This window comes from Rhizobium sp. BK399 (assembly GCF_014194695.1).
Classification (GTDB): domain Bacteria; phylum Pseudomonadota; class Alphaproteobacteria; order Rhizobiales; family Rhizobiaceae; genus Rhizobium.
This window is the reverse complement of record NZ_JACIAH010000008.1, coordinates 155,878-178,939: the sequence shown is the minus strand read 5'-3', so window position 1 is coordinate 178,939 and position 23,062 is coordinate 155,878. Positions and strand designations below refer to the sequence as shown.

Here is a 23,062-nt window from a genome sequence, read left to right as displayed (position 1 = left end):
TTCGCGCGTCAGACGCGCTCGAGGATGATGGCGATGCCCTGGCCGACGCCGATGCACATCATGCAGAGCGCATAGCGGCCGCCACGGCGGTGCAATTGGTAGGTTGCGGTCGTTACCAATCGGGCCCCGCTCATCCCGAGTGGATGCCCCATTGCGATGGCACCACCATTCGGATTGACATGGGGCGCGTCATCGGGAAGGTCCAGATCGCGCAGCACGGCAAGCGCCTGCGCAGCAAATGCCTCGTTAAGTTCGATCACGTCCATCTGCCCGATAGCGAGTCCAGCACGTGCGAGGACTTTCCGGGCAGCTGGCGCCGGGCCCACTCCCATGATGCGCGGCTCAACGCCGGCTGCAGCCATCGCGACGATGCGTGCTTTCGGCGACAACCCCTGTGTTCTTGCAACTGCCTCGCTTGCGATAACGAGGGCCGCAGCGCCATCGTTGACGCCCGAAGCATTGCCCGCGGTGACACTGAGGTCCGCACCGTTGACGCCTTTGAGCCTTGAAAGTTGCTCGGCAGTCGTGCCCGGACGGGGATGCTCGTCGCGGTCAACAACAACTGCATCGCCCTTCTTCTGAGCTACCCGGACTGAGACCAGTTCGTCTGCAAACAGGCCAACCTTCTGCGCAGAGGCCCACCGCGCCTGGCTGCGGGCGGCAAAGGCGTCCTGATCGGCACGGCTGACGCCAAAATCTTCAGCTACATTGTCGGCCGTCTCTGGCATGGAATCGACGCCAAATCCCGCCTTCATTTTCGGATTGATGAAACGCCAGCCGATCGTGGTGTCGTAGACCGCGTTTGCCCGGGAGAAAGCACTGTCTGCCTTTGGCATCACGAAAGGCGCTCGGCTCATGCTCTCCACACCACCCGCGACAACGAAGTCGCAATCACCTGCGCGGATCGCCCGCGCTGCCATTCCGACGGCATCCATGCCGGAACCGCACAGCCGGTTGATCGTGGTTGCGGGGACGGTGACCGGCATTCCGGAAAGCAGCACTGCCATGCGGGCGACGTTGCGGTTGTCTTCACCCGCCTGATTAGCACAGCCGAGGATAAGATCATCGACCCTGCTCCAGTCCACACCCCTATTTCGTTCCATAAGGGCAGCGAGTGGCAAGGCTGCGAGATCGTCCGCGCGCACCGAAGAAAGTACGCCGCCATAGCGGCCGATGGGTGTGCGAACGGCATCGCAGATGAACGCTTCCGGCATGCGCAATTTCCTCGTGCTCCCGATCGGCTCTCGCATCAAATACATTAACCGACCGATCGGTCATGTATTTAGCACGCACTATGTCACAGATCAATGAAAATTTCCGATAAGTTGTGACGTTTAAATTCACCCCGAAATTCTAACACAAAACCAGCATGTTCGTGACCTTGGGAGCGCATCAATGCAAGCGCTGCCGGCGGCGAAGCGGGCAGGGCACCGAATCCACGAGGGAAGGCTCGCCAAGTTGCTGCTGCCTGTTCGCAAGCGTCATGGTTGGCTGCTGGCTCCGTGGGCGCCGGTACGGTGAAGGGACGACGGGAACCTTCGGATCCGACCCAGTAGCCGACGCACCTCGCACGCGCTCGGGTCAAGCACATGTGCGCCGACAGGAACGTCATGCGGCCGGCGCTTGCCTTCAGCAAAACCTCGGTCCGCTGCAGATAACGCAACCGCAGTCATCCCATTCGCAGTCTCCGCCGTCATCGGTGAGAGAGTGACACTCCTACTTTGCAGACGCAGGACACTTTTGTCTTGCCGTGGACGCCGCCGGTCGATTTTCAAACAAGATAAGGCGAGGGTGCTTTGGCATTGACCGCGTCAGGGCAATCGTTTCAGCAATCGAATCCTGTTTCCCGGCGCAAACGCGACGATCTTGTCCTGCTCCAGAGCATAGAGGATTGCCATGATTTCTTCCTGAGAAAACCCAGCTGCGTTCAAGGGAACAGCAATGTCGAACAGGTTGATTGTCATGTCTGGCTTCAGCTTTAGTGCGCGCAGCTTCTCGGTCACGGCAGCTTCTGTATCCTCAAATCGGCTCATAACGCGATCCAAGCAGGGACCCGACTGAAAATGCGCTTGTCCCGTTGTCCGCTCTCAAAGCCAGATCCGACGATCGCTACATCCACTATCACTGGTTTGATGGCGCTTCCACCCGATGGTTGAGCGGCCTCCGCATGTTCGCCGCTCATTGCTGGTTGAAACCGGGCGTAATACCGGGAGAGGCGTCGCCCGCCAATTTACCGTCGGTGTTCTCGCCAACAGCTTCTCTACGCCGATTTCTGAGATATTCGGCGATGCCGCCACCACATGCTCTGTAGAGATCTGCGGCCAAATAGCCGGCAGCTTCCGCTTTCGCCCGAATGATCTCGGCTTGCTGTTCCAGGGCGGGTTCCCCATCGAAATTCACATCGTCATTGTCTACGTTCTCTTCGAGCCAGTCTAGGATGTTCTTCATGGCGTTCTCCGCTGTTGCACGGCGGCGCATTCGGGCCGCGTCATGGTGCGATAACGTCCGACATCGGCGAGGGTTGCGGATTGTAGCCGGGTGCGCGCGCAGAAATCTCCTATGTCGGTTACTGCCGTTCGGCGGCCGGGTGAGATTCTCAGCCCCTGCAAGTCACTGGCCGAGATCGACGATCTTCTACCGATGCCATGGCCCTCTGGATCGGCGTCCTTACGCCTATGACGAACTAGGCGGCCTTTTAGCGATTTTTCTCCAACTCCATGACTGCTATAATTAAACAAGCTTTGGCCATCACGTTGAAGGGAGCGGCCATGGGAGGTGAGTGGACGAAACATTCCTTACTCCTAGCTTCGGCAACAGCGGGGTGGCTCGCATTTGCCGTAGCGACCGAAGCGACACCACTCGATGAGTTGGTTGCGGCCGCCAAGGCTGAAGGCCAGCTCAACGTCATCGGTTTGCCCCACGACTGGTGCGGGTACGGTGCCATCATCGACGGTTTCAAGACAAGGTTCGGGATACCGGTGATCGAGCTTTCGCCGGACATCGGATCCACCAAGGTGATCGACGAGATAAGAAACGCGCGGGCGGTGAGTGCTGCGCCTGCGCCTGACGTGATAGACGTTGGCCACCCTTTCGCTTCGTCAGCGAAAAAGGAGGGGTTGCTTCAGCCCTACAAAGTGAGGACCTGGGCGACCATCCCGGACGCCGCCAAGGATGCGGACGGATACTGGGCCGGCGCCTACTATGGAACGATCGCGATAGAGGTGAACACGGACATCATCAGGATATTGCCGACCAATTGGGCGGATCTTCAAAAGCCTGCATATAAGGGCGCGGTTGGTCTAGCCGGGGATCTTGGTTCCAATCAGGCAATCCAGAGCATTTTCGCCGCCGGCCTTTCGGCAGCGGGCGGCAACCATGAGACGGCCGCCGAATTGGGGCTGACGTTTTTCGCCACCCTCCATGAGAAAGGAAACTTCGTCTCGCTCGTCGGCAATCTCGCTACGCTTGTCGACGGACGAACGCCGATCCTCATCCGTTGGGACTATCTTGCTATTGCGGACCGCGAGAGACTGAAGGACAAGAGCAGGATCGAAATCATCAGGCCGAAGACCGGCGTGGTCGCGGGGGTTTATGCGCAGGCGATCAGCGCTTTCGCCGCACATCCGAATGCCGCCCGTCTGTGGCTCGAGTACCTGTACTCGGATGAAACCCAGCTCATGTTCGCCGACGGCCATTGCCATCCAATTCGTTCAGGGGAAATGGTCCGCAGTGGCAGGATGCCCAAATTGCCGATGCCTGAGGCACAATCCCGAGGTTCAGGCACCGAGGCCGATCCACTCTTTCCAACGGTTGAAGAGCAGGAACGGGCGAGGGATGTCATCATCGACCGTTGGGGCAGCGTCGTCGGGGTGACGATCGATTGCGACTCGAAGGGCACTGCTGCCGATATCCCTATGGTTTTCAATGATATCCCCGTCGGACAGTGCTCAATACCTAATCCATAACGACCGTGTATGGCACGGTTGGCCTGCTGATCAAGTTCATGGTGACCATGTCGCCCACCCAGCAGCCGCTGCTCAATCTCGCGCGAGCGCTTCCGTGACCGCCGGGTTCCATCCGAGACGGCACGGGCGACCAAGTGCTCGGATGCGAGAGTGCCGAGTGCTTGAGGCTTCCACGGCAGGACGTCTAGGAATGGGGCCTAGGAAAGGCGCCGGAGGTTCGAGAGCCGCTCGTCAACAAGGGACGACATCAGGACGTCGCCGGGAGATCCCACGCAAAAGTGTGGTGGACCAGGCAGGCATAAGATATAAAGAGCCCCACCTGAACGCGGAGCAGGTGGGGCACCCCCGCGACTGGGCCGAGGGAGGACGGGGAATTGCGGGCCGGTTCTTCCTGTCCCGAACAAGCCCTCCCGGCATTTGTTCCACGCAATGAGCCCCTTGGCTTGCCGGTCTGATTGGCCTCAGGGAAACTCGAAAGCGATGCCCGCATCCATCGCCGCGGCTAGAAAGGCATATTGAGCCGCCTCGTTTGTCACGGTGCCATTCCCAACGCCCTGAGATGCTTCCATCGCTTCGAGAAAGGAGGAACTATCTTGTATTGGCCAATCGGACGACAGCAGATGCAGCGCGTCCGTTGCCGAAGCGGGGTTCCCGGAACCATCTAATGACGAGCATATTATGTTTATTACAATTTATAATTGCAAAAGTGGCATAATCTATCTTATGGAACACTCTCTTGTAGGGGCTATTTAGTAATGCGACAGTTGGGCCAGTTAGAGATGCGACAGTCTCGCCTCTCGACGTTCTGGTCAATGCCAACGTTGGGAGCAAGGATGACGACCTCTAGTCCAAGTGCGGTCGCCAATGTCGGAGAACGTGAATTGCTGTTCCGCCCTGAGCTTCGACAGTGACTGCAAGACAGACAAGGAATTTGCCGCGACCTTCCCACAATTACCCGCCCAAAGCTCCCTCCCCGGAAGACCTAAGCCAATCCTGGCATCCCCTCCATTGCTTTTAATGTCCCAAATCTTCAACGGTTGACTGCCGCCTTCAAGATAACGTTTCTAGCAACGGGAAAATGGAACTCGATGAGGTGAGCTGGAGAAGGTGTTGTGACGCTCGAATACTGTAGGCGCATGGCTTCGATCTGCGGCTCCGAGGACGTTCCGGTAGTGTCGTCACGTGCCATAAAGAACCGAGCATTTGCTGCCCTGCGATTGGTGGTCGGCAATCCCAACGACGAGAAGACCGAGCCACTTGAATTGGACGACGCCTTCATCGCATCGGTAGCCCTCACTCCAAACTATATTCGGGAAAGGTGGGTGGATGGGCAAGCGATATCGCTGCAAGCGCCAACCAGCGCTCCCATGACATCGCTGACGGACCTTAGGCGAAACAATCAGGCACGGTTTCTAAGCCCTGTCGATTGCATCCAGTTCCACTATCCAATCAGGGCGTTGGAAGCCTTGGCCGAGCGTAATGCCCTATCGACAACATGTGAGATAAGCTCAGAGTCATTCCTACTTCATCCTGACCCCCAGAAATGCTGGGCTCTGCAATCTTGACCGCCTTTGACTGTCCCGAACAAGCCAGCCTGATATTCGTTGACCACGTATTAACGGCTGCGGCGATCCACATGCTGACAACGTATTGTGGCGTGAAGCAGAAGGCGGCCGTTCGACAAGGCGGGCTTGCGCCCTGGCAGCAGCGGCGCGTGAAGGAAATGCTCGAGGCTAATCTAAAAGGCGACATCTCATTGCAGGTGCTGGCGGACGCATGCCGCCTTTCCGTGCGGCATTTCACGCGCGCCTTCGCCCAGACCAATGGCGTCTCGCCATACAAATGGGTGGTCGCCCGCCGGTTGGAGCGCGCAAAGGACCTCTTGGAGAACAGTCGAATGTCAATCGAGGAAATCGCGCACATTACGAGCTTCGCCAACCAAAGCCATTTCACCCGGACGTTCACGCAGTCCGTCGGGGAAAGTCCCGCAGCGTGGCGACGAATTAAGAGAGGGTGATGAGTCAGGCTAAGAGCCAGAGCGGACGAGCGCCAGAAAGGCATCCTCGCGATGGATCGTCTCGTGCCCACAAAAAATTCTGGAAGATCAGAAAATAGCGCGTCCAATGTTCATCCTCGCTCGTTGAGCCGCCCCGGCATGACGGGACGGCTGAAAAGCGTAATCCTCGCCAGCCTACTGCCGCTCACCGAACGAGATCGGATAAGTGTGATTGCGGAAAGTGAGCATCGGATCGGCTGGATCGATACCGGGATGACTCGAGCCGGGCAGAAAAAGCGTCTGTTTGTCGACGATCGCCTTGTCTTCGGGCAGTCTGTCGAAGGTGAAGCTGCCCAGCTTGACCAGCTTACGGCTTTCCGGCCAGGCAATGGAGGGGTCCTCGATCCTATCCCCCGCTTCTGCGATCTGGGCGTACCAGTCGAATCGGACGGCTTTTTTGGCGATCCGCGCCACGATGTCGTCCTGCAGGTAGTTCGGTTTCATCGCCTTCAGCTCGGCAGGCGTGAGGTAATGCTCTCCGGCCTTCGGCACAAAGCGATAACGCACAAATACCGAATTTCCCCCGGCATTGGTGAACTTGAATGAATTGATGCCGAAAAATGTCGCCGTTGCGTAGGAAGCCGGAGAGGTAAGAGTTTCGACAAAGTGCTTCGACACCGGATGCTCCTGAAGGAAGGTCTCGAGCGGTGTGGGATGAGCGACCCCCGGGCCGCTTGCGGCGACGAGTCTCAGGAAATTGGCAAACTCGTCACTTGTCGCGACCACGAAGCCGTTATGCTGATCAGTGGCGAAGTCGAACTCGGTGCCGTCCTTCGCCGCAATCTTTATCGCGAGGCCCGTCGGAGCCGCGCCGTTCGCCGTGTCAGGAATGTCCGGAACCCCGGCAAACAGCGAGAACCGTGCGATGACTGGACGCGTGCCCCCGGTAAACAACGACGCCGTCGTCAGCGCACGCGCCTCGTTGTCGGGTGTGAACGAGCCTACGACCATGACGCCCTTTGTGTGCACTGCGCGCTGATGGTGCGCGCCAAACGTTCCATGCAGCGCGTTTACCAGGTCTTGCGGGGTCTCTTTCTGGTCGGTCGCGCTTGAAGGCGACGCCATGGCGGTCGCGCAAACGGCAGCCGTCGCCAGAAAGTACTTGATAATCGGAATGACGTTGGTGATCTTTGACATGGGTTGCTCCTTCGCGGCTGTCCTCAGCCCCAAGCACCATGCTCTCGATAAAACCGCGCGGATTTTCCGTGGATGCCGCGCTTTTCCAAAATCGGCCATCAAATAGCGGGACCGCTGCCGCCTGGAATGGCCGAATGCTGCAATCTATGTCGCCGCCATCCAATAATTTAGACCAGCAGGCCTCTAGTATGCTCGGATGGACAACAAGAAACCGGAGGCAAACCATGCAAGACTTTACTTCGTCGCTTGAAACCGAAACACCCCGGCAGGGGTTGGACCTGGCGGCAAGAATCTCTTGGGAGATAGTGAAGATGGTGCAACCTTCGAACCAAATCCGAGACCGTCTACTCGCGATCTACGAGGACGACGCGGAGAGCATCTTAACGGCATGCCAGATCGTCGCTGTAAACTTCCAGACGATTGCCGCGGCTAACGGATATTGGAGCAAAATGAATTCATTCGGCGATAAGCCTATGTGAACACCACTATGCTTGGCGTTTGGTGCTCGGACCGCAGACCGATCCGCCGCTTTATCCATCATTGCCTAGTCAGGCCTCGAGGGTCGATACCAGTCCTGCGATGGAAATCCCTCACAAAGTCTTCTGCATTTTCATAGCCGAGAAGGCCGGACGTCGTCTCGGTGTCGTAACCCTTGACGATCAGCCGTTTCGCCCGCTCGATCCTCAGGTCGCCGCGCCAGGCGTGGATGGACCGGCCAGCGGTCTCTTCGAAAGCAGATGCAAACTCCAGGGGCGACATGCCACATTCATCCGACAGGTCCTCAAGCCGTAAGTCACCGTCGAGATGTTCGGACAGCCTCTCCTGCGCCATGGAAAGCTCCAGAGATGAAAGGGACTTATATCGCGCCGCTTGCTGGCGCACGGCACAGGCGTGATAGCGCACGGCATGCGCCGTGGCAGCGACCGTCAGGTGGTCTACGAAAAGCTGGTTCGCGAGACCCGGAAACCGGAAAGCGGGGAGCATGGCGCGGACCAAATTGTACATCACGGGGTCCTGTACTCCGATGCCGGGATTGTGGTTGAAGCCATCCATGGGTGGGATGCCTTCCTTATCGGTTATGGCGGCCAATGCAGCCCGTGGAACATAGAAGCTAATGTGATTGAAGGCGCTGATGCTGTTAGCCATGGGCGATGTTCGGAGGTCGTAGAAGCTTGCCGTGCCGACCGGGAGAACCGCAGTCTTCACCTGTTTGCCGTCGAGAAACATGTCGTGCGCCGGAACCTCTCGCAGCTGCACAGTCATCAGGAAAGCGTCCTCGACCGGGATCGGTTCGCTCAACCCCGTGTTGGCCTTGTCGCAGCGGATTTCGGTGACTGCGATCCGCGCGTTCTTCAACGTCTTGGCCACGACGAACGGCGCGCGGGCCACTTTGAAAGTCTTTCGCAGGCGCTCGCCGTATGCCCCAGTCTCCTCCATATCAACCTCCTATGACAGCCTGCGCCATGCGCCGGGCGAGATGCCGACAACCCGGGAAAACGCGCGGGTGAAATGGCTCTGGTCGGCGAACCCGCATGCGAGCGCGATATCGGCGAGCGTCAGCGCGGACCATTGCAGGAGGTCTTTTGCGCGTTCACAACGGCGCATGACCAGCCAGTGATGCGGCGCCACCCCCACTGATTGCTTGAAAGCGCGCGCGAAATGCCGTGCCGACAGCCCACACTGAAAGGCGAGATCGCTCAAGGATATCTCGCCGGTAATGTTGGCCTCGATGATCTCCTTTGCACGCTTCTCGTTCTTCGCCGTGAGGCCTCCAGTGACGGCCTTGGTGATGGCATGAAGGCTTCCATAGCGGTGGGCGATATGGTTGGCGACGGCAAGCGTCGTGTGGTCGAGGAACAACTGGCTTGCATATTCCGGGTTGGCGAAGGCCGGCATCAGTGTGGCGCTCAAAGCTGCGATCACCGGATCGTCTGCGGGCTTGTCCGACCGCATCTGCAGTTCGCCGAATCTTTTGCCATGCTCCTCGGCAATCGTGTCCAGTGCGGACTTCGGCAGATAATACATCATGCAGTTCGACGTCTCGCCGATGAATGACATCGGGTCCTCGCGAAGATCGTAGAACGAGGTCTGGCCGCCGAAAAACGGAAGCCTTCCCGTTCCCTTCCCGTTGATCCAAAGCTCGTGCTCGATGCAGTCCTCAATTTGATACGCGACTAGGTAAGCGTCCTCGGTGGGGATCGAGGACGTCAAGCTGGGCTTCCTGCACTTGATATGCGTGACCGCGACCTCGGAGCGCTTCAGCGTCTTGGTCACGATCGCCGGAGCGTCGTTTAGGTGGAAATGGTCGCCGAGGCTTCGGCCATAAATTCCCTGACTGCGCATCCCAGACGTCCTCCCCGGGGCAGTTAAGTTGCTTTCGAAAGTCTGCTAAGCTCAACGCCGCTTCGCGAGCGATATCCTATAAGCTTTCAGGCGCGCCGCGAACATCTCGTCCGGCGGATAGCCTATGCCCTCCGCCAGTGTTCCCGGATCGAACACCGAAATGTCGCATGCATCGTCCTCTTCAATCCCCTCGATTGTGATCGTCCCTAGAAGCACGGCTTCGCGCTCGTCCTCGTCGGGCCAACGGACTGTGACGTCCATCGTCGGATCGCCGGGGCGATCGAGTAGCGCCATCACGTTGAACGCCAAGCCCCCATCGCGAATGCGGTCTCCCAGGTCTCGGTGCAGGAAATCCGGAGCCTGCTCCTTTGCTTCGTCCTCGGTCAGAGTCAGGTCGCCGACCAGCGGCACCACCTTGAACTTGACGAACCGCGACATCCCCGCCGCGTTGGTGACCGGGAACGAGTGGACGCCCCAGTACGTCGTACCAGCGAAGCTTGCCGGGAGCGGACGAGCCGCGACATACTTGGCCTGATTAAGCGTCTCAGGATTGGCCTCTGAGAAAGCCTTCACTTTGCTGGGGTCCGGCTTGCCATCGGCACCCGGGATGCGGGCCTTTAGGAAGGCCAACATCTGGTCGAGCGTGCGCGCGAAGTGTACTGGCGCGCTTTCGACGAGGATGTCTGAGGTTTGGCCCTCGGTCTCGATCCGGAAACTGAAGCCTCGTAGTACCAGATTGTTCGTGTCCGGCACTTTCGGATTGCCGCCGCCCATCGAGAACCGCGCAAGCACGCGACCAGGCTTGGTGAAGCTGACGGAGCGCGTGATTTCGGCGGCCCGGTCGGATGGTGCATAGTGTCCGCGAACACAGCGGCCCTTGGCGAAGCTCGCACGGACTTTCGGTGGGTTGCCTGCAACGGCCTTCAAAGCTTCGACGATCGAAGCTGGCGTTGCGGCCTCGGTGGCCAACTCGCCCGTTTTCTGTTCGGTGACTTCGGACATCCTCATCTCCCAATATACGAAGGATATCGCTCCGGCGTCGCGCGATGGTATGGCGAGGCCGAGGCGATGTTGGAAAGCATCGTAATAGTCCTCATCCGTTTTTCATGAACTCGGCGACGCCGTTTTGTCAAAAAAGGACAAAATCGATTCCGCTGCGTCATTTTCAGACAACGGCATGTCGGAGCATTTCTTCTACGGTCTCTAGCAAGTCCGGAATCGGCGTGAAGCTCGCATGCAGGAGATGGATTTGTCCGCGCACTGTGGCGGCACCGACCATCTGTTCGCCTTCGATGCCGACGAACACAGATGGTCCCCACAAAGCCTCGACCCGGACTTGGCCGTAGACATCCGCCAACGGCGCTTCGCCCAGATTCGACAGCATCATCTCGCAAGCGCAAGCCTGCAGCTCTATCGCCGCGAGCTCCGCCACCGACGGCGACAAATCCGCGATGCTCTGAAACGCGCCGAACGCCTCGACGATTGCCTCGCGGCTCTTCATGGGCGCGAGATCGTAGCGGATGGTCTTGGCTAAATCCCAAAGCCCGCTCTCCGACGCCGGCGCGTATGCCCCGATCGGGAAGACGATTGAGACGACACAGTCGTCGGCAATCCCGAGCGTAGAGCGCAGATTGACCGGGGACACGGCGCGCACCGCAGTGTCGCTCCACCTGCTCGAAAGCTTTCGTCCAGCCAAGATGATTGCCGAGAGAAGAGCGCCGTGAACGGTCGTCCCCCAGGTGCGAGCGGTCGTCCTGATCTTGGTGGAGAGGTCATGCGACAGACGTAAGCCCGACACTTTTGGTCGTCCCTGATGGCGATTGAGCATATGGGCTGACGAGGAAATCGACGGAGGATCAGCGTCGGCGACGTCCACATGCCATGCAGCGGCGATCTCCTCCTGGGCCGGAGGCAGGTGGAGCTTGGAGAGTTCACCCCCTCCTATCACCTCGAGCAGGTCGCGAAGCACGAACGCGATCGACATTCCGTCGGCCACAGCGTGGTGCGCTGTAAACACCAATGTGGTATGGCCGGCGGAATGAAACAACATAGCCCGTGTGAGCGGAGCAGCGATCTGCGGGAACGGCTCCATCAGTTCGTTGGAAACCGCATTCTGCCAATCATGGGGAGGCTCGGCCTCGATTACCTTCAACGGGATCTGATATCCTTCAAGCTGGTAAAAGCTTGGCATGCCGAACTCGTCGCGGTCGATTGTCGCCCGCAAAAGCGGATGTCGGAGCCGGACGGCCTCCAGAGCCTCTCGCCAGCATTGGACGGTCGTGCTTCCCGAGACATGCAAGGTCATGCAGAAATGCTTCGGGCTGTTCTGGTCGCTGAGCCAGAAATACTGCTCCACTGGGCCAAGCGGACGCAACAGCGTGGCATCCTGAGGCCCCGAGTGTGGATGGCTCACTTGCTGATACATGGTCTTTCCTTCTTTGTATGATCGCACGCTCAATAACGAGAGGAGATCAGGCGGCGGCGACGGAGAGCGCACACCGCGCCCAGAGCGACCCGAGCGCATCGACGAGATGGGCGATGTCGGCGTCGGTGTGTAGCGGCGTGGGCGTGATCCGCAGGCGCTCGCTTTTCCGAGGGACTGTCGGATAGTTGATCGGCTGCACGTAGACGCCGAAGTCGCGGACGAGGATGTCTGATACCCATTTGCATTTGGCGGCGTCGCCTACCATCACCGGGACAATGTGGCTGGGATTACCAAGATGCGGGATACCGTTGCGGTCGAGCAGGACGCGCAGCTTGCGGACGCGATCCTGGTGACGAGCTCGTTCGAACGGGCTGACCTTTAGATGCCGGACAGACGCGAGTGCTCCCGCCGCGACGGCCGGCGGTAACGCTGTGGTGAAGATGAACCCGGACGCAAACGAGCGGACGAAGTCGCAAAGCGCCGCCGACGCCGCGATATAGCCGCCCATCACGCCGTACGCCTTCGCGAGCGTCCCCTCGATTACGGTCAGACGGTCCAACAATCCCTCGCCTTCGGCGATGCCGCCGCCGTGCGGCCCGTACATCCCGACCGCGTGGACCTCGTCGAGATACGTCATCGCACCGTACTTGTCGGCGAGATCGCAAATTTCCCTCACAGGGGCTATGTCGCCGTCCATCGAGTAGACGGACTCGAACGCGATCATCTTGGGCGCGCGAGGGTCGGCCGTGCGCAATCTTGCCTCAAGGTCGGCGAGGTCGTTGTGTCGCCAGACAATGCGCTCGCATCCGGCATGGCGAATGCCTTCGATCATCGAGGCGTGGTTAGAGCCGTCGGAGAAGATGATCAGCCCTGGTATCTGCGACCCAAGCGTCAAAAGGGTTGCCCAATTGGACATATAGCCGGAATTGAACAGCAGCGCCGACTGCTTGCCGTGCAGGTCCGCGAGTTCGCGTTCGAGAAGGACGTGGCAATGATTGGTGCCGGAGATGTTGCGCGTGCCGCCCGCGCCTGCGCCGGATCCATCAATCGCCTCCTTCATGGCTGTGGCGACCGCCGGATGCTGTCCCATCCCGAGATAGTCGTTGGAGCACCAGACGGTCACATCCCGTGACCCTCCGGGCAAGTGCAAGGTCGCGCGCGGGAACGATCCGCTACTGCGCTCGAGGTCGGCAAAGACCCTGTATCTGCCCTCATGGCGGAGGCCTTGCAGCCGCTCGCTGAAAAACGCCTCAAAATCCATTCTCCGCTCCCTGGTTTCCATTTGATGAGAGGCTGACTTTAGGCGCGGCCCGAAGAGGTGGATGGAAGGGACCGGCCCTGCTTTGCCTAATCCGGCCATTGAAGGCGTACGGTCGAAGCGATCTTTGCCGCCCGCCCGAAGACCGGTGAGCGGCGCGATGTCCATGGCAAGATGGGTGAGGTTCTCAGTCGGTCGACCTTGTCGGAGCCCTCCGAATCCCAGATTGGACTCCGGCATTTGCGGAAATTCGACGTTGTGGGAACGGGTCGATCTGTCCATTGTGCCCCGGGCCTGTGAAGGTGTCCGGGGCATAGAAGACAATGTGCTGGCCCCAGTAGGGGCGTATGACCACGGCCACCGACACCGCAAGTCCAGCCGGTATTAGCATTTGATCGCCGAAAGGAAGACCGTTTCGCGGCGCCCGTCGGAGGCGACGGCCACCAAAATCGCCATGATCGGACCGTGGCCGATCAGGTCCGTCCGGCCGAAGGGATAGACGGCTGCCGTGAAGATCACCAGCAGCGCGATTGCCGACAGCCTCCGGACCAGGGGTGTCCAATGGAGCAAGAAGAGGGACGGTGGGTCCGCTGAGTTTTGTCATAATCTCCTCTTGCGACGGACCAGCGTTCGCGCCGTGGCAGTGAGGCTATCCCTCGAACCGGGGTAAGTTATTGCCGGATTTGGTCAAGCTGTGCTGAATCGGGCCACGGGACGGGCGGACATCCCAGATCACCGTGCGTTCGCACGCCGCCATGCGCCTGGGCTGTTTCCGGTGATTGCCGTGAACACGCGCGTGAAATGGCTCTGATCGGCAAAGCCACATGCGAAAGCCACCTGTGCCAAGTTGAATTCTTCGACAGCTAGCAGCCGCTTCGCGTGGCCTACGCGGCACTGCGTCAGCCATTGATGCGGCGAAAGACCTACCGACTGTCGGAATGCTCGGGAGAAATGTCGAGTCGAAACACCACACTCACCCGCAACCAGCGCGAGCGGTAATTGATCACCAAGGCTCGCGCCGATCATTTCCTTCGCCCGCTTCTCCTGCCAAGGCGCGAGTCCACCCCGAGTAGTTTCGCTCTTCGGCAGCATGCCGCCGTAACGCGTGGCGACATGAATTCCTATCGCCAACATTACGTGGTCCATAAAGAGCACGCTCGCTTCGTTTGGTCGCTCAAAAAACGGCAGCAGACCGGCCGACATATACCTCATCACGGGGTCGTCGCTCGCGACCGCAGGACTGTAACGAAGCTCGTCGATGCGTGGCGCTCCCGCTTCCTCGGAGATTGCGTTCAATGCCTCACGCGAGAAGTAATAGTGGACAGTGTGGAAGGCGTGGTTGAGGAGAAACGTCGGCTTTCGCTTGAGGTCGTAGATGATCGTCTCGCCCTGCCCGATAGCCGATGATTTAGCGGCTATGCCCCCCTCCCAATAGAGGTACTTGGGACAGTTAACGAGATAGTGCCCCACCATGAAGGCATCTTCTTCTTTTGGCGGATTAGATAGCTCGAAGCTTGGATTGTCGTACCGCAATTCAGTGACGGCCAAGGTGGACTTTCGAAGCCCTCTGCTCACATAAGACGCGGCCTGCGCACCAAGGCGCTGCCCAAATCCGTCTCCGTAGCCCCCACTCCCCGACATCCAGACACCATCGATCGCATGCTGAAGCCCGGATGATATGACAATCAACGTGGGATGCAACGCGGCAGAGGTATCATTCTGCTTGCTATCTCAGAGTGCGATTGCTGAAAATGCTCGCGACCGCTTAGCGCAGATGCCACGCTCGACTATTGGCGCTCAGCGCCCCTTCCCGACACAGCGGCACTATCAAGACTGCATCGAGAAATCTAATCAAGGTGCTGGTGTCAATGCACTAACCATTCAGCTTTATCTTCAAGCCGGCGTTCTGGGCGGCATCGTGAAGCGGAAGTAGCAGCGATCGGTGACGGAGACGCAAGTACACCGGTCGGTGAAATGGCTCAACCAGCGCCCCTTGATCAGACGATTTTAGAAAGAGAAGATTGCAACATCGGTGATCAGCGTGACCTTAGATTCGGATCGCGGGAGGATAGGCACCCTCCGACCCGCCGCAACCATCCTCAGGTATAGTTGTGCCCCGCGCGGGAAAAGCGCACAAACCATGCAGCAAGTGCATTTGGCTCTCCTCCCAGTAGCCACGCGTTTGCTGTTCCCCTCTGGAGGTTTAAACCTCACAATTAGGGCCCTGGTCTTCCGAGGCCCTCTTTTTTTCCACGCCGCCCGCTGTAGATGTCCAGCCCCGTCAACCTGACGAACCGCTGGTCAAACGCCCACATCGCCGATGTCGCGGACCTTTACGTTCTCGCCTTTCATAAGGCAGAGGCGGGAACGTTCATGTATGTCGAGAGCGGAGAGGAAGAACTCGGCAATGTCGTTCGGGCAATCGCCGACCGCCTCGCCCTCGGTGCCGCATCCCCGATTTCGCGAGACAGCGCGATCGAGACCTGGGGACGCGAGATGGCCGTCCTCACTCGCGGTTCGAACAGTCGAGTTCGGGGCCGCATAGCCAGGGAGCGCCTGGGCTGGCACCCTAAGCATCAATCAATCACGGATTGGATCAGGGCAGAAATGCCACGATAGCCGCTTGGTCCCCTCAACGTGCCGCTGCGACAGAACGGCACACGAACTAAAACATATATTGCAGATGTATCTTTAAGCTCGTAAATCTTCGCCACCGGCCAATCACAGCCAGAACGGAGATCAGCATGTCGGAACCATTGAGCGAGAAAACCAAATCGATCGTCAGAGCTACGGTCCCAGCGCTCGTAGCCCGCGGGACGACGATCACAGCAGCGATGTACAAGCGCCTGTTCGCGGACCCTGCTGTGAGGGAAATGTTCAATCAATCGAATCAAGGCGACGACGGCCGGCAGACAAAGGCCCTTGCCCACGCGATCCTCGCCTATGCACAGAACATCGACAACCTCGCCGCGCTCGGCCCCGCGGTCGAACGTATCGCGCAGAAGCATGTCGGTCTGCATATCTTACCCGAGCACTATCCTCACGTGGCGACCGCTCTGCTTGGTGCAATCAAGGAAATCCTGGGCGACGCCGCCTCAGACGACATCCTCGGCGCATGGAGCGAGGCATTTTGGTTTCTGGCCGACATCCTGATCGGCCGTGAGAAACAGATTTACGATTACCTCAAGGCCTCCGAAGGAGGATGGAACGGCTGGCGTCAGTTCAGGGTGGCGACGAAGCGCCCGGAAAGCGACGTCATCACCTCGTTTGTTCTGGAGCCTGTGGACGGCGGCCCAGTCGTCGGCCACAGGCCGGGACAGTACCTGACCTTCAAGATTTCCGTTCCCGGCTTACCACCGCAACGCCGCAACTACAGCATTTCGTCCGCTCCGAACGGTGAAACCTATCGCATTTCGGTCAAGCGCGAGGACAATGGGAAGGTCTCCAAACATCTCCACGACGTCGTCGAGGAAGGCGACCTGATCGAGGTCGCGCCACCAACCGGCGACTTCCATTTGCCCGAACGCCCCGAGCGTCCGGTCGTCCTGCTGAGCGGCGGGGTCGGCCTTACACCGATGGTCAGCATGCTTGAAACTATTGTCGACAGCGGCGTCGAACTTCCGGTCCACTACGTACACGGCGCACAGGACGGCCGCGTCCACGCGATGGGTGACCACGTTCGCAGGCTATCCGACGGCCGCCCCCATGTCAGAACGGCGATTTTCTATGGCGTACCACACGAAGCCGATGAACACGGCGTCCACTTCGACCACCACGGCTATATCACCGTCGACTGGCTTGCGGCGAACACGCCTTTTGCCGAGGCGGACTTTTACCTATGCGGGCCAAAGGCTTTCCTCGCAGCGTTTGTGAATGGCCTCGCGAAAGCAGGCGTGCCTCCGGAACGCATCCACTTTGAGTTCTTCGGGCCGGCCGAAGAACTTGCCGCCGCCTGAGATGTTGCGGGGAGGACATGAATGCCCTCCCCGCAATTGATACATTGAGGAGGCATCTTATAATAAGGGAACCTTCCAATCTCGAGTGTTCGAACATGCGGTTGACCGTCTATTCCGACTACGCATTGCGGTTGATGATGTATCTCTCCCTCAACAGGGAACGCCTCTCGACAATCTCGGAGATCGCCGACGCCTATGACATCTCGAAGGCTCACCTCATGAAGATCACACATGAGCTTGGTCTCAAGGGGTTCATCGAGACGGTGCGCGGTCGCCAAGGCGGCATGCGACTCGCGCGCGACGCTTCGACGATCGGTGTCGGCGAAATTGTCCGCGCGTCCGAGCCCGATTTCGCGATCGTTCCATGCATGGAAGAAGGTGCCGAACGCGTGTGCGCAATCCAGCCAGCTTGCGTACTCAAACGGGCGCTCGCCTCCGCAGCCGCTGCTTTTCTCGATATCCTCGATGAATACACGCTTGCAGACTTGACTAAACCATCGGCCCCACTGCGAAGCCTGCTAGCGTTACCCGAGGCGCGTTTAACGACGGCATGAGGCGTTGAGAGGTGAGCGATACTTTTCTCCTACATTGACCAAACCCGGTTGACCGTTCCGAAGCTACCGCTGCTACCTTATCGGCAAGAATGCGCCAACAGCGGTCATCACCGAAGGAAAAGCTCGGCCGACAGCGTGATCCCCGGCTGGCGGCAAACGTGCTGAGGCCACACAGCTCCGATTTCACCCTGTTTTACCAGTTTCTTTACCAAACGTGATACAATGCGGGTGAGATAAGGAGCTGGTGATGAAATCGAATGGACGGATGCAACCTGGAACCCGGTCGCGGGGTGCTCAATCATGAGCGCCGGGTGCACGAATTGCTACGCAATGCGGCGGCACGTCTTGAAGCAATGGGGCTGGAGAATCGGCCAAAGTGGACCGGTGCTCTCTATCTGGATGAGAACGCCCTACAAATCCCCTCGGCTTAGTCCAAACCCAGAAATGTCTTCGTAAACTCAAGGCGACAGCCGCGGCATACTGGTCCGGATAGGATCTCACTATGATGACTGGTTGGTCGATCCCACCTTCCCTCAGCCGTCGAAGAAGTTCAATTCCAGACATTCCTGGCATCCGGAGATCGCTGAGAATGCAGTCGCATGTGAGATAGCCCTTGCTGGACATGAAATCTTCGCCTGAACCATACAGTTAGCCGCATAACCCAGCCGACGCGAGCATATCCTCCAACGCGACGCGAAAATTCCGGTCGTCATCAATTATAGCGACGATCTTCGCGGGGAGCCAGGCAATCGTTGGCAACCTATGTTGAACCGGATGCAGAGAATTTGATCGCAGGGAAATGCTGAGATCGAGGCATTAGCGGGCCGCAGAAGGGTGTCCTTGGGCAAAGGCTTATCCCGTTCGCACAGGGAGACACCGCTGGCAGCGTTTCCACCATAAGGGCGTCCGCATTCAATGCGAACCAAGATACACCATAGGCTGCAAGTGAATCGGTGAGAGGCTGCGCCAGCAAACGATCTGATTCTTCAGTGTAAGTCTCCGCCAAGAGGCACAGTTCGTGTTGACAACTACGGCAACAATCGGTTGTGTCGTGTCATGGAGGCGTGAATGCGGGCGCACTTCGTCGGAATTTTTGGCCTTTTGACTCTACTTGGATCGATTGCCTACGGGTCTTTCGCCCACGCTGGCTCTTTGGATGAAGACGCCTTCAAGAAAATCCCGATTGGCAAGGCTACCAAGTTTTCGAATCTACCATCTTTTGAAGCAATTTGCCTGCTTCAGCCCTACCAAGATCGATTGTACTCAAAAGATGCGGTAGCCGTCAGGGCGAACAAATATCTCGCCGCGAACAACTATTCGTCAGACGAGGGCCACTTCGCATTTGTGCTCGTTGGGAAGGAGGAAATCGAGATTGCGTCGTTCAAACGTTCTCAGAAACTAGGTGTCTTGGCAAAGCACGAAGTTTCCACGGCAGTCGACGAGATGTTGCCGAAGGGTTTTGCTCCGCTCGACTGCGCAAGTGGTGAATCCGCAGTTTTCGTGACGGTTGGCCTTCGAGCGAGAACCTACGTGGTGCTTGGCGAGCTGCACTAGGCACTCAATCGGTGGCGCGTTCCGGTAATTTTTGATCCGATTGGGATATGCCGCAGATGCCCGCCCGCGATGTCGTCGGGCGACAGGCTCGGCGGGTGGATGTATCGGCGGGTGTTTCGCTGCTCGCCTGAGCGTCTCGGCGGCAACGTAGGCCGCTTCGGCTGCCGCCGCTAGATCGTAGCGGGCAGACATCGACCTTCGGCCCAAAAGGTGTGGATATTCGTGCGTAGATTTCCGACTGCGTTCAGAGGTCTTGTATCAAGCGAACTGCCTCGTTCCAAAATTCCGCCGCCACCCCTTAGTCTCCGCACTCTTTGGACTGTGCTAGCCTACCGCAAGCCTCCACAACGGATCTGTGCCAAACTTGCTTCACCTCAGTAGCTCGCGATTCTCCTTACGGTGCTCGCTCGTTTACGCGTCGTCAATGAGAGTCCCGTCTCTGGGCCGCCGAGGCTATCAAGCGCCGAGATCACCTGTGAAGTCGGCAGCATGACGAGCACGAATGGGGAATGGCGGCAGGACAATTCGCGTTGCCGCCGCCCCGCCCACGCTCGGAACCCTCAGCGACTATCCTCTGTCGGCGTAGGTGCCTCAATTGTCCTGTCTGTACGCAATAAACTTGTTAAGCGGCAAGTGCGCGCGGAAGCAGGGTTGCCCCGGGTCTGACAGTCAACTCAGCTTCGCCCGCCATAGACGCTCTGGGGTGTCAGTCTCATAGGCAAGCTTGTCGAAGCTCGCGACTTCCAAGATTAGTCCCCAGGGAGCGCGGAAGTAGATCCAGTTGAAACCTGCCAACGGCCCCGCCTCTACAAGATTTGGCCCGTCGAGCAGATCGATGCCTAGCTCCTTCAATCTATCGGCGGAGGCGTGCACGTCTTCGACTTCAAAGCACAAATGTACGCAGCCTACTTCCGACGACCTTTTGGGGGGCGATGCGGACTCGCCCTCGTATTCAAACAGTTCGACGCTGGTCCCATTGCCGCAGCGGAGGAAGACCAAGTCACGGATCTTGGAGTATTTGGCAGCCCCGAGCTTATTTTCCATGAAGTCTTGATCAACGTCGAACGGTCCTGTTCGGAATACTTCGATCGCCCCGAAAACGGCTTGGAAGAACCGTATTCCCTCCTCAATATCCGGCACGGTGATGCCTATGTGATGCATGCCGTAAACTTTCGTCAATGCCATTCCTCCGAGTCTCGAAGAGCGCAAACAGCTTCCGCTGCTATGGTGTGGGCGACGGCTAGGAACTCGTCGCGAGGAAGCCGCCTGAAGTCAGGTCGTGCGTCTCCGCGCAGTGGAGTAGATGAGCGCGGCGGCGACGATCAGAGCCCCTTGGAAAAGATACTGGTAGGTCTGCGTCAGGCTCAGGAAGGTCACGGCGCTGAGCACTTCGGTCAGCAGCACCGCGCCCATGACCGTTCCGACGAAGGTGCCTCGTCCACCAGCCAAGCTGGTTCCTCCGAGCACCACGGCCGTAATGCTCGAGAGCGTGTAGGCGACGCCTTGGCGTGGGTCGCCCACCCCGATCTGTGTCATCAGCATGACCGCTCCCAGGCAAGTCAGCATCGAGCAGGCGATGTAGCCCGCCACATAGGTCAGATCGACGCGAATACCCACACGGCGTGCCGATTCCTCGTTCGAACCTACTGCGCGCAGACGTCGTCCGGCTCTCGACCGTCTCAAGGCAACCTCTCCACCAAGAGTAACCGCTACCAGCACTAGGAAAGCCACAGGGAACGGCCCAACCTGCCAGTTGATCCAATCTGTGACCGTGGAGCTGATGTAGCCGTCGGGATTCTCGCGGAGCAGGAAGCTTAAACCTTGGATCGCGATATACATGGCAAGGGTGGCGGCGATCGGCGTGAAATTGGCGAACCGGATCAGAACCCCGTTTACGGCTCCGGTTAGGAAAGCTCCCACAGCCATCAGCGCAAATCCCAAAGCCATCGTGATTATGGAGACTTCCTCGGTCACAAAAAACGACGCGACCACGACAAGAAAGCCAGCCAGTGGTCCCACAGAGAGATCAATACCCCCCATGAGTAGAGCGATGGTCTGCCCGAGAGCAATGAAACCCAATGCGGTTGCCAGGAGAAGAATGTTGGAGATATTGTAGGCCGACAGGAAGTTGTCGTTCTGACTGTTAACGAAAAGTCCAAGCAGGATGGTAACGAGAACCAGGGGCACCATCGGTGCCATGTCGGATTCCAGGAAATGCTTTAGCCGCGTAAGGGATTTCGGCACTTTCGTGCCTTCCGTACCGATGTCGTGCCCCTCAGCCCTTACTGCTGCGGCAACGATCCGTTCTTCGGTAATCTCCTCGCCAACCAGAGTATCAACGACCTGGCCGCGCGACATTACTATTACCTTGTCGCATAGACCCTCGAGTTCCACTGCGTCAGATGAATTCACGATAACCGGCGTGCCTGCCTCCGACACGCTTCTAAGGATTCGATAAATTTCGAAACGGGCTCCGACGTCTACCCCCTGGGTCGGCTCGTCGGCGACAACAATACCCGGTTCAGACAACAGCGCTCGCGCCATGACGACCTTCTGCTGGTTCCCGCCAGACAGCGATTGGATAGACGCTTCGAGCCCAGGCGTCTTGACGGCAAGATCACCGAAGATTGATCTGACTTTTCGATGCTCCGCGCTGCTGCTTAGGATTCCGGCTGTGGCAAACTTCTCGAGAGCTGAGAAGGTCGCATTCTCCCGAACTGTCAGCCCGCTTGCCACGCCTTCGAGATGGCGGTCGGACGGCATAAAAGCAGCCTCGTCCAACAGCTCTTTCTGGGCAAGCTGCCGCCCGTGCAGACTAATCGTTCCTTGCGTGGGCTGCAGGCCCGCGAGCGCGCGCATCAACTCCGACTGACCATTGCCGGAGACACCAGCGACGCCCACTATCTGCCCGCGCGATACGCTGAAGCTCACATTGTTGAACCCCTCGCCACTCAAACCTTCGACATTGAACACTGACGAGCGATCGGCACCCTGTGATCTTGGAGGAAATGCGGCTTCAAGCGTGCGTCCGACGATCATGTTGACGAGTTCGCCATCTGCAATCTCGCTGACCTTCGCAGCTCCGCGAACACGTCCGTCCCGCATCACGGTAACTCGGTCTGCGATCTGACGAATTTCGGCCAGGCGATGAGTTATGTAAATGACCGAGGTGCCATTCTGGGCTGCTGTCCGGATGAGACCGAAGAGCATCTCCGTAGCCTCCTGATCAAGGGAAGCGGTCGGCTCGTCCAGGATCAGGAGTTTCGGGTTGACGGAAATCGCTTTCCCGATTTCGAGCAAGTGTTTCTGCGCTACGGTCAGGTGATCGGCGCGCATGTTGAGTGGCAATTTCAGCGCCACAGATTGCAAAGTCTGTTCGGCCAGGTCGCGAGTGGATCGATGCCGCAGGATTGAAGCGGGCAGAGCCACGCTCAAGTTTTCCAAAATTGAAAGATCGTTGAGAATGGCGGGATGCTGAAAACAAATGGCGATGCCAAGGGAAGCTGCGGCATCAGGTGTCATCTGGGGAACACGTTGCCCCTCGAAGATTATCTCCCCTTCGCTTGGTTGAAGGGTACCAGCGATAATATTCATCAAGGTCGATTTGCCTGCGCCGTTCTCTCCGAGAATGGCGTGGACCTCTCCCGGTCTGAAATCAACATTGACATCTCGTAGCGCGGGAATCCCGGCAAAATATTTCGAGATCCCAGTCAGTCGGATGGTCTCTTCGAAAGATGTCAGCGGGAGTGTTTCATATGCATTCATTTCTACTGCTGCCATGGTCAAACGATCCAATTCTGAAGGATGGACCTGC

21 protein-coding genes and 1 pseudogene are annotated in these 23,062 nt (G+C 58.3%); 8 read left to right on the top strand and 14 right to left on the bottom strand.

Going from position 1 to position 23,062, the window contains the following annotated elements; genetic code table 11:
* Nucleotides 1-8 precede the first annotated feature (8 nt).
* The 3 genes from pcaF to FHT97_RS18495 all read right to left on the bottom strand — a co-directional run bounded on the left by pcaF (nucleotide 9) and on the right by FHT97_RS18495 (nucleotide 2,448).
* Entirely contained in the window at nucleotides 9-1,214 is a 1,206-nt protein-coding gene (gene pcaF / locus FHT97_RS18505) for a 3-oxoadipyl-CoA thiolase (RefSeq protein ID WP_183757045.1), read from the bottom strand.
* Between the two features lie 597 nt (nucleotides 1,215-1,811).
* A complete protein-coding gene (locus FHT97_RS18500; RefSeq protein WP_183757044.1) occupies nucleotides 1,812-2,033 on the bottom strand; it encodes a hypothetical protein in 222 nt (73 codons plus the stop codon).
* A gap of 145 nt (nucleotides 2,034-2,178) precedes the next feature.
* The gene (locus tag FHT97_RS18495; RefSeq protein ID WP_183757043.1) at nucleotides 2,179-2,448 is read right to left on the bottom strand and encodes a hypothetical protein; all 270 of its coding nucleotides are present in this window, start codon (nucleotides 2,446-2,448) and stop codon (nucleotides 2,179-2,181) included.
* A 320-nt stretch (nucleotides 2,449-2,768) separates the two neighbouring features.
* On the opposite strand from FHT97_RS18495, the gene FHT97_RS18490 reads away from it, so the two are divergent.
* On the top strand, nucleotides 2,769-3,965 hold the full coding sequence (locus tag FHT97_RS18490; RefSeq protein ID WP_183757042.1) for an extracellular solute-binding protein: 1,197 nt from the start codon (nucleotides 2,769-2,771) through the stop codon (nucleotides 3,963-3,965).
* A gap of 461 nt (nucleotides 3,966-4,426) precedes the next feature.
* Here the strand turns inward: FHT97_RS18490 and FHT97_RS18485 are convergent, their stop codons facing one another.
* Nucleotides 4,427-4,642, bottom strand: a complete 216-nt coding sequence (locus tag FHT97_RS18485; protein ID WP_259186226.1) for a DUF982 domain-containing protein — start codon at nucleotides 4,640-4,642, stop codon at nucleotides 4,427-4,429.
* Between the two features lie 884 nt (nucleotides 4,643-5,526).
* Between FHT97_RS18485 and FHT97_RS18480 the strand changes: the two genes are divergently transcribed.
* Nucleotides 5,527-5,982 carry an AraC family transcriptional regulator gene (locus FHT97_RS18480; RefSeq protein ID WP_183863878.1) on the top strand — a complete coding sequence of 152 codons (456 nt, stop codon included), beginning with the start codon at nucleotides 5,527-5,529 and terminating at the stop codon, nucleotides 5,980-5,982.
* 174 nt (nucleotides 5,983-6,156) lie between these two features.
* Here FHT97_RS18480 and FHT97_RS18475 read toward each other — a convergent pair whose 3' ends face one another.
* Entirely contained in the window at nucleotides 6,157-7,158 is a 1,002-nt protein-coding gene (locus tag FHT97_RS18475) for a catalase family peroxidase (protein WP_183863877.1), read from the bottom strand.
* Nucleotides 7,159-7,382: 224 nt separating this feature from the next.
* Here FHT97_RS18475 and FHT97_RS18470 point away from each other — a divergent pair, with 224 nt between their 5' ends.
* Nucleotides 7,383-7,637 carry a hexameric tyrosine-coordinated heme protein gene (locus FHT97_RS18470; protein ID WP_183863876.1) on the top strand — a complete coding sequence of 85 codons (255 nt, stop codon included), beginning with the start codon at nucleotides 7,383-7,385 and terminating at the stop codon, nucleotides 7,635-7,637.
* 58 nt (nucleotides 7,638-7,695) lie between these two features.
* Here FHT97_RS18470 and FHT97_RS18465 read toward each other — a convergent pair whose 3' ends face one another.
* From FHT97_RS18465 to FHT97_RS18435, 7 genes are all read right to left on the bottom strand, one after another.
* A complete protein-coding gene (locus FHT97_RS18465; protein WP_183863875.1) occupies nucleotides 7,696-8,595 on the bottom strand; it encodes an AraC family transcriptional regulator in 900 nt (299 codons plus the stop codon).
* Nucleotides 8,596-8,604: 9 nt separating this feature from the next.
* Nucleotides 8,605-9,501 carry an AraC family transcriptional regulator gene (locus FHT97_RS18460; RefSeq protein WP_183863874.1) on the bottom strand — a complete coding sequence of 299 codons (897 nt, stop codon included), beginning with the start codon at nucleotides 9,499-9,501 and terminating at the stop codon, nucleotides 8,605-8,607.
* Nucleotides 9,502-9,552: 51 nt separating this feature from the next.
* A complete protein-coding gene (locus FHT97_RS18455; RefSeq protein WP_183863873.1) occupies nucleotides 9,553-10,503 on the bottom strand; it encodes a catalase family peroxidase in 951 nt (316 codons plus the stop codon).
* A gap of 163 nt (nucleotides 10,504-10,666) precedes the next feature.
* On the bottom strand, nucleotides 10,667-11,926 hold the full coding sequence (locus FHT97_RS18450; RefSeq protein WP_183863872.1) for a condensation domain-containing protein: 1,260 nt from the start codon (nucleotides 11,924-11,926) through the stop codon (nucleotides 10,667-10,669).
* Nucleotides 11,927-11,972: 46 nt separating this feature from the next.
* Nucleotides 11,973-13,187 carry a 5-aminolevulinate synthase gene (gene hemA, locus FHT97_RS18445; RefSeq protein ID WP_183863871.1) on the bottom strand — a complete coding sequence of 405 codons (1,215 nt, stop codon included), beginning with the start codon at nucleotides 13,185-13,187 and terminating at the stop codon, nucleotides 11,973-11,975.
* A 381-nt stretch (nucleotides 13,188-13,568) separates the two neighbouring features.
* Complete coding sequence (locus tag FHT97_RS31430; RefSeq protein ID WP_281412064.1) at nucleotides 13,569-13,703, bottom strand: hypothetical protein; 135 nt, start codon at nucleotides 13,701-13,703, stop codon at nucleotides 13,569-13,571.
* A 213-nt stretch (nucleotides 13,704-13,916) separates the two neighbouring features.
* Nucleotides 13,917-14,732: an AraC family transcriptional regulator gene (locus FHT97_RS18435; protein ID WP_246712671.1), complete on the bottom strand. Its 816-nt coding sequence runs from the start codon at nucleotides 14,730-14,732 to the stop codon at nucleotides 13,917-13,919.
* Nucleotides 14,733-15,452: 720 nt separating this feature from the next.
* On the opposite strand from FHT97_RS18435, the gene FHT97_RS18430 reads away from it, so the two are divergent.
* The 5 genes and pseudogenes from FHT97_RS18430 (at nucleotide 15,453) to FHT97_RS18405 (ending at nucleotide 19,248) form a co-directional block, all read left to right on the top strand.
* Nucleotides 15,453-15,803 carry a hypothetical protein gene (locus FHT97_RS18430; protein WP_183863868.1) on the top strand — a complete coding sequence of 117 codons (351 nt, stop codon included), beginning with the start codon at nucleotides 15,453-15,455 and terminating at the stop codon, nucleotides 15,801-15,803.
* Nucleotides 15,804-15,928: 125 nt separating this feature from the next.
* Nucleotides 15,929-17,140, top strand: coding sequence for an NO-inducible flavohemoprotein (hmpA, locus tag FHT97_RS18425; protein WP_183863867.1), 1,212 nt, complete (start codon nucleotides 15,929-15,931; stop codon nucleotides 17,138-17,140).
* Nucleotides 17,141-17,235: 95 nt separating this feature from the next.
* Nucleotides 17,236-17,694, top strand: coding sequence for an Rrf2 family transcriptional regulator (locus tag FHT97_RS18420; RefSeq protein WP_183863866.1), 459 nt, complete (start codon nucleotides 17,236-17,238; stop codon nucleotides 17,692-17,694).
* A gap of 252 nt (nucleotides 17,695-17,946) precedes the next feature.
* Nucleotides 17,947-18,122, top strand: a pseudogene (locus FHT97_RS18415) (DUF5131 family protein); the annotation flags it as partial.
* 640 nt (nucleotides 18,123-18,762) lie between these two features.
* Complete coding sequence (locus FHT97_RS18405; RefSeq protein ID WP_183863865.1) at nucleotides 18,763-19,248, top strand: hypothetical protein; 486 nt, start codon at nucleotides 18,763-18,765, stop codon at nucleotides 19,246-19,248.
* Between the two features lie 669 nt (nucleotides 19,249-19,917).
* Here the strand turns inward: FHT97_RS18405 and FHT97_RS18400 are convergent.
* Both FHT97_RS18400 and FHT97_RS18395 read right to left on the bottom strand, forming a co-directional pair.
* Nucleotides 19,918-20,427: a VOC family protein gene (locus tag FHT97_RS18400; RefSeq protein WP_183863864.1), complete on the bottom strand. Its 510-nt coding sequence runs from the start codon at nucleotides 20,425-20,427 to the stop codon at nucleotides 19,918-19,920.
* Between the two features lie 93 nt (nucleotides 20,428-20,520).
* A complete protein-coding gene (locus FHT97_RS18395) occupies nucleotides 20,521-23,028 on the bottom strand; it encodes an ATP-binding cassette domain-containing protein (protein ID WP_210296736.1) in 2,508 nt (835 codons plus the stop codon).
* Between the last annotated feature and the right edge of the window lie 34 nt (nucleotides 23,029-23,062).

Bases quoted from the DNA above. Each gene is read 5' to 3' on its own strand.
- FHT97_RS18460 (WP_183863874.1), bottom strand. From the start codon at position 9,501: ATGCGCAGTCAGGGAATTTATGGCCGAAGCCTCGGCGACCATTTCCAC.
- FHT97_RS18470 (WP_183863876.1), top strand. From the start codon at position 7,383: ATGCAAGACTTTACTTCGTCGCTTGAAACCGAAACACCCCGGCAGGGG.
- FHT97_RS18405 (WP_183863865.1), top strand. From the start codon at position 18,763: ATGCGGGCGCACTTCGTCGGAATTTTTGGCCTTTTGACTCTACTTGGA.
- FHT97_RS18455 (WP_183863873.1), bottom strand. From the start codon at position 10,503: ATGTCCGAAGTCACCGAACAGAAAACGGGCGAGTTGGCCACCGAGGCC.
- FHT97_RS18500 (WP_183757044.1), bottom strand. From the start codon at position 2,033: ATGAGCCGATTTGAGGATACAGAAGCTGCCGTGACCGAGAAGCTGCGC.
- hemA (WP_183863871.1), bottom strand. From the start codon at position 13,187: ATGGATTTTGAGGCGTTTTTCAGCGAGCGGCTGCAAGGCCTCCGCCAT.
- hmpA (WP_183863867.1), top strand. From the start codon at position 15,929: ATGTCGGAACCATTGAGCGAGAAAACCAAATCGATCGTCAGAGCTACG.
- FHT97_RS18475 (WP_183863877.1), bottom strand. From the start codon at position 7,158: ATGTCAAAGATCACCAACGTCATTCCGATTATCAAGTACTTTCTGGCG.
- FHT97_RS18490 (WP_183757042.1), top strand. From the start codon at position 2,769: ATGGGAGGTGAGTGGACGAAACATTCCTTACTCCTAGCTTCGGCAACA.
- pcaF (WP_183757045.1), bottom strand. From the start codon at position 1,214: ATGCCGGAAGCGTTCATCTGCGATGCCGTTCGCACACCCATCGGCCGC.
- FHT97_RS18430 (WP_183863868.1), top strand. From the start codon at position 15,453: ATGTCCAGCCCCGTCAACCTGACGAACCGCTGGTCAAACGCCCACATC.
- FHT97_RS18495 (WP_183757043.1), bottom strand. From the start codon at position 2,448: ATGAAGAACATCCTAGACTGGCTCGAAGAGAACGTAGACAATGACGAT.
- FHT97_RS18465 (WP_183863875.1), bottom strand. From the start codon at position 8,595: ATGGAGGAGACTGGGGCATACGGCGAGCGCCTGCGAAAGACTTTCAAA.
- FHT97_RS18420 (WP_183863866.1), top strand. From the start codon at position 17,236: ATGCGGTTGACCGTCTATTCCGACTACGCATTGCGGTTGATGATGTAT.
- FHT97_RS18450 (WP_183863872.1), bottom strand. From the start codon at position 11,926: ATGTATCAGCAAGTGAGCCATCCACACTCGGGGCCTCAGGATGCCACG.
- FHT97_RS18395 (WP_210296736.1), bottom strand. From the start codon at position 23,028: ATGGCAGCAGTAGAAATGAATGCATATGAAACACTCCCGCTGACATCT.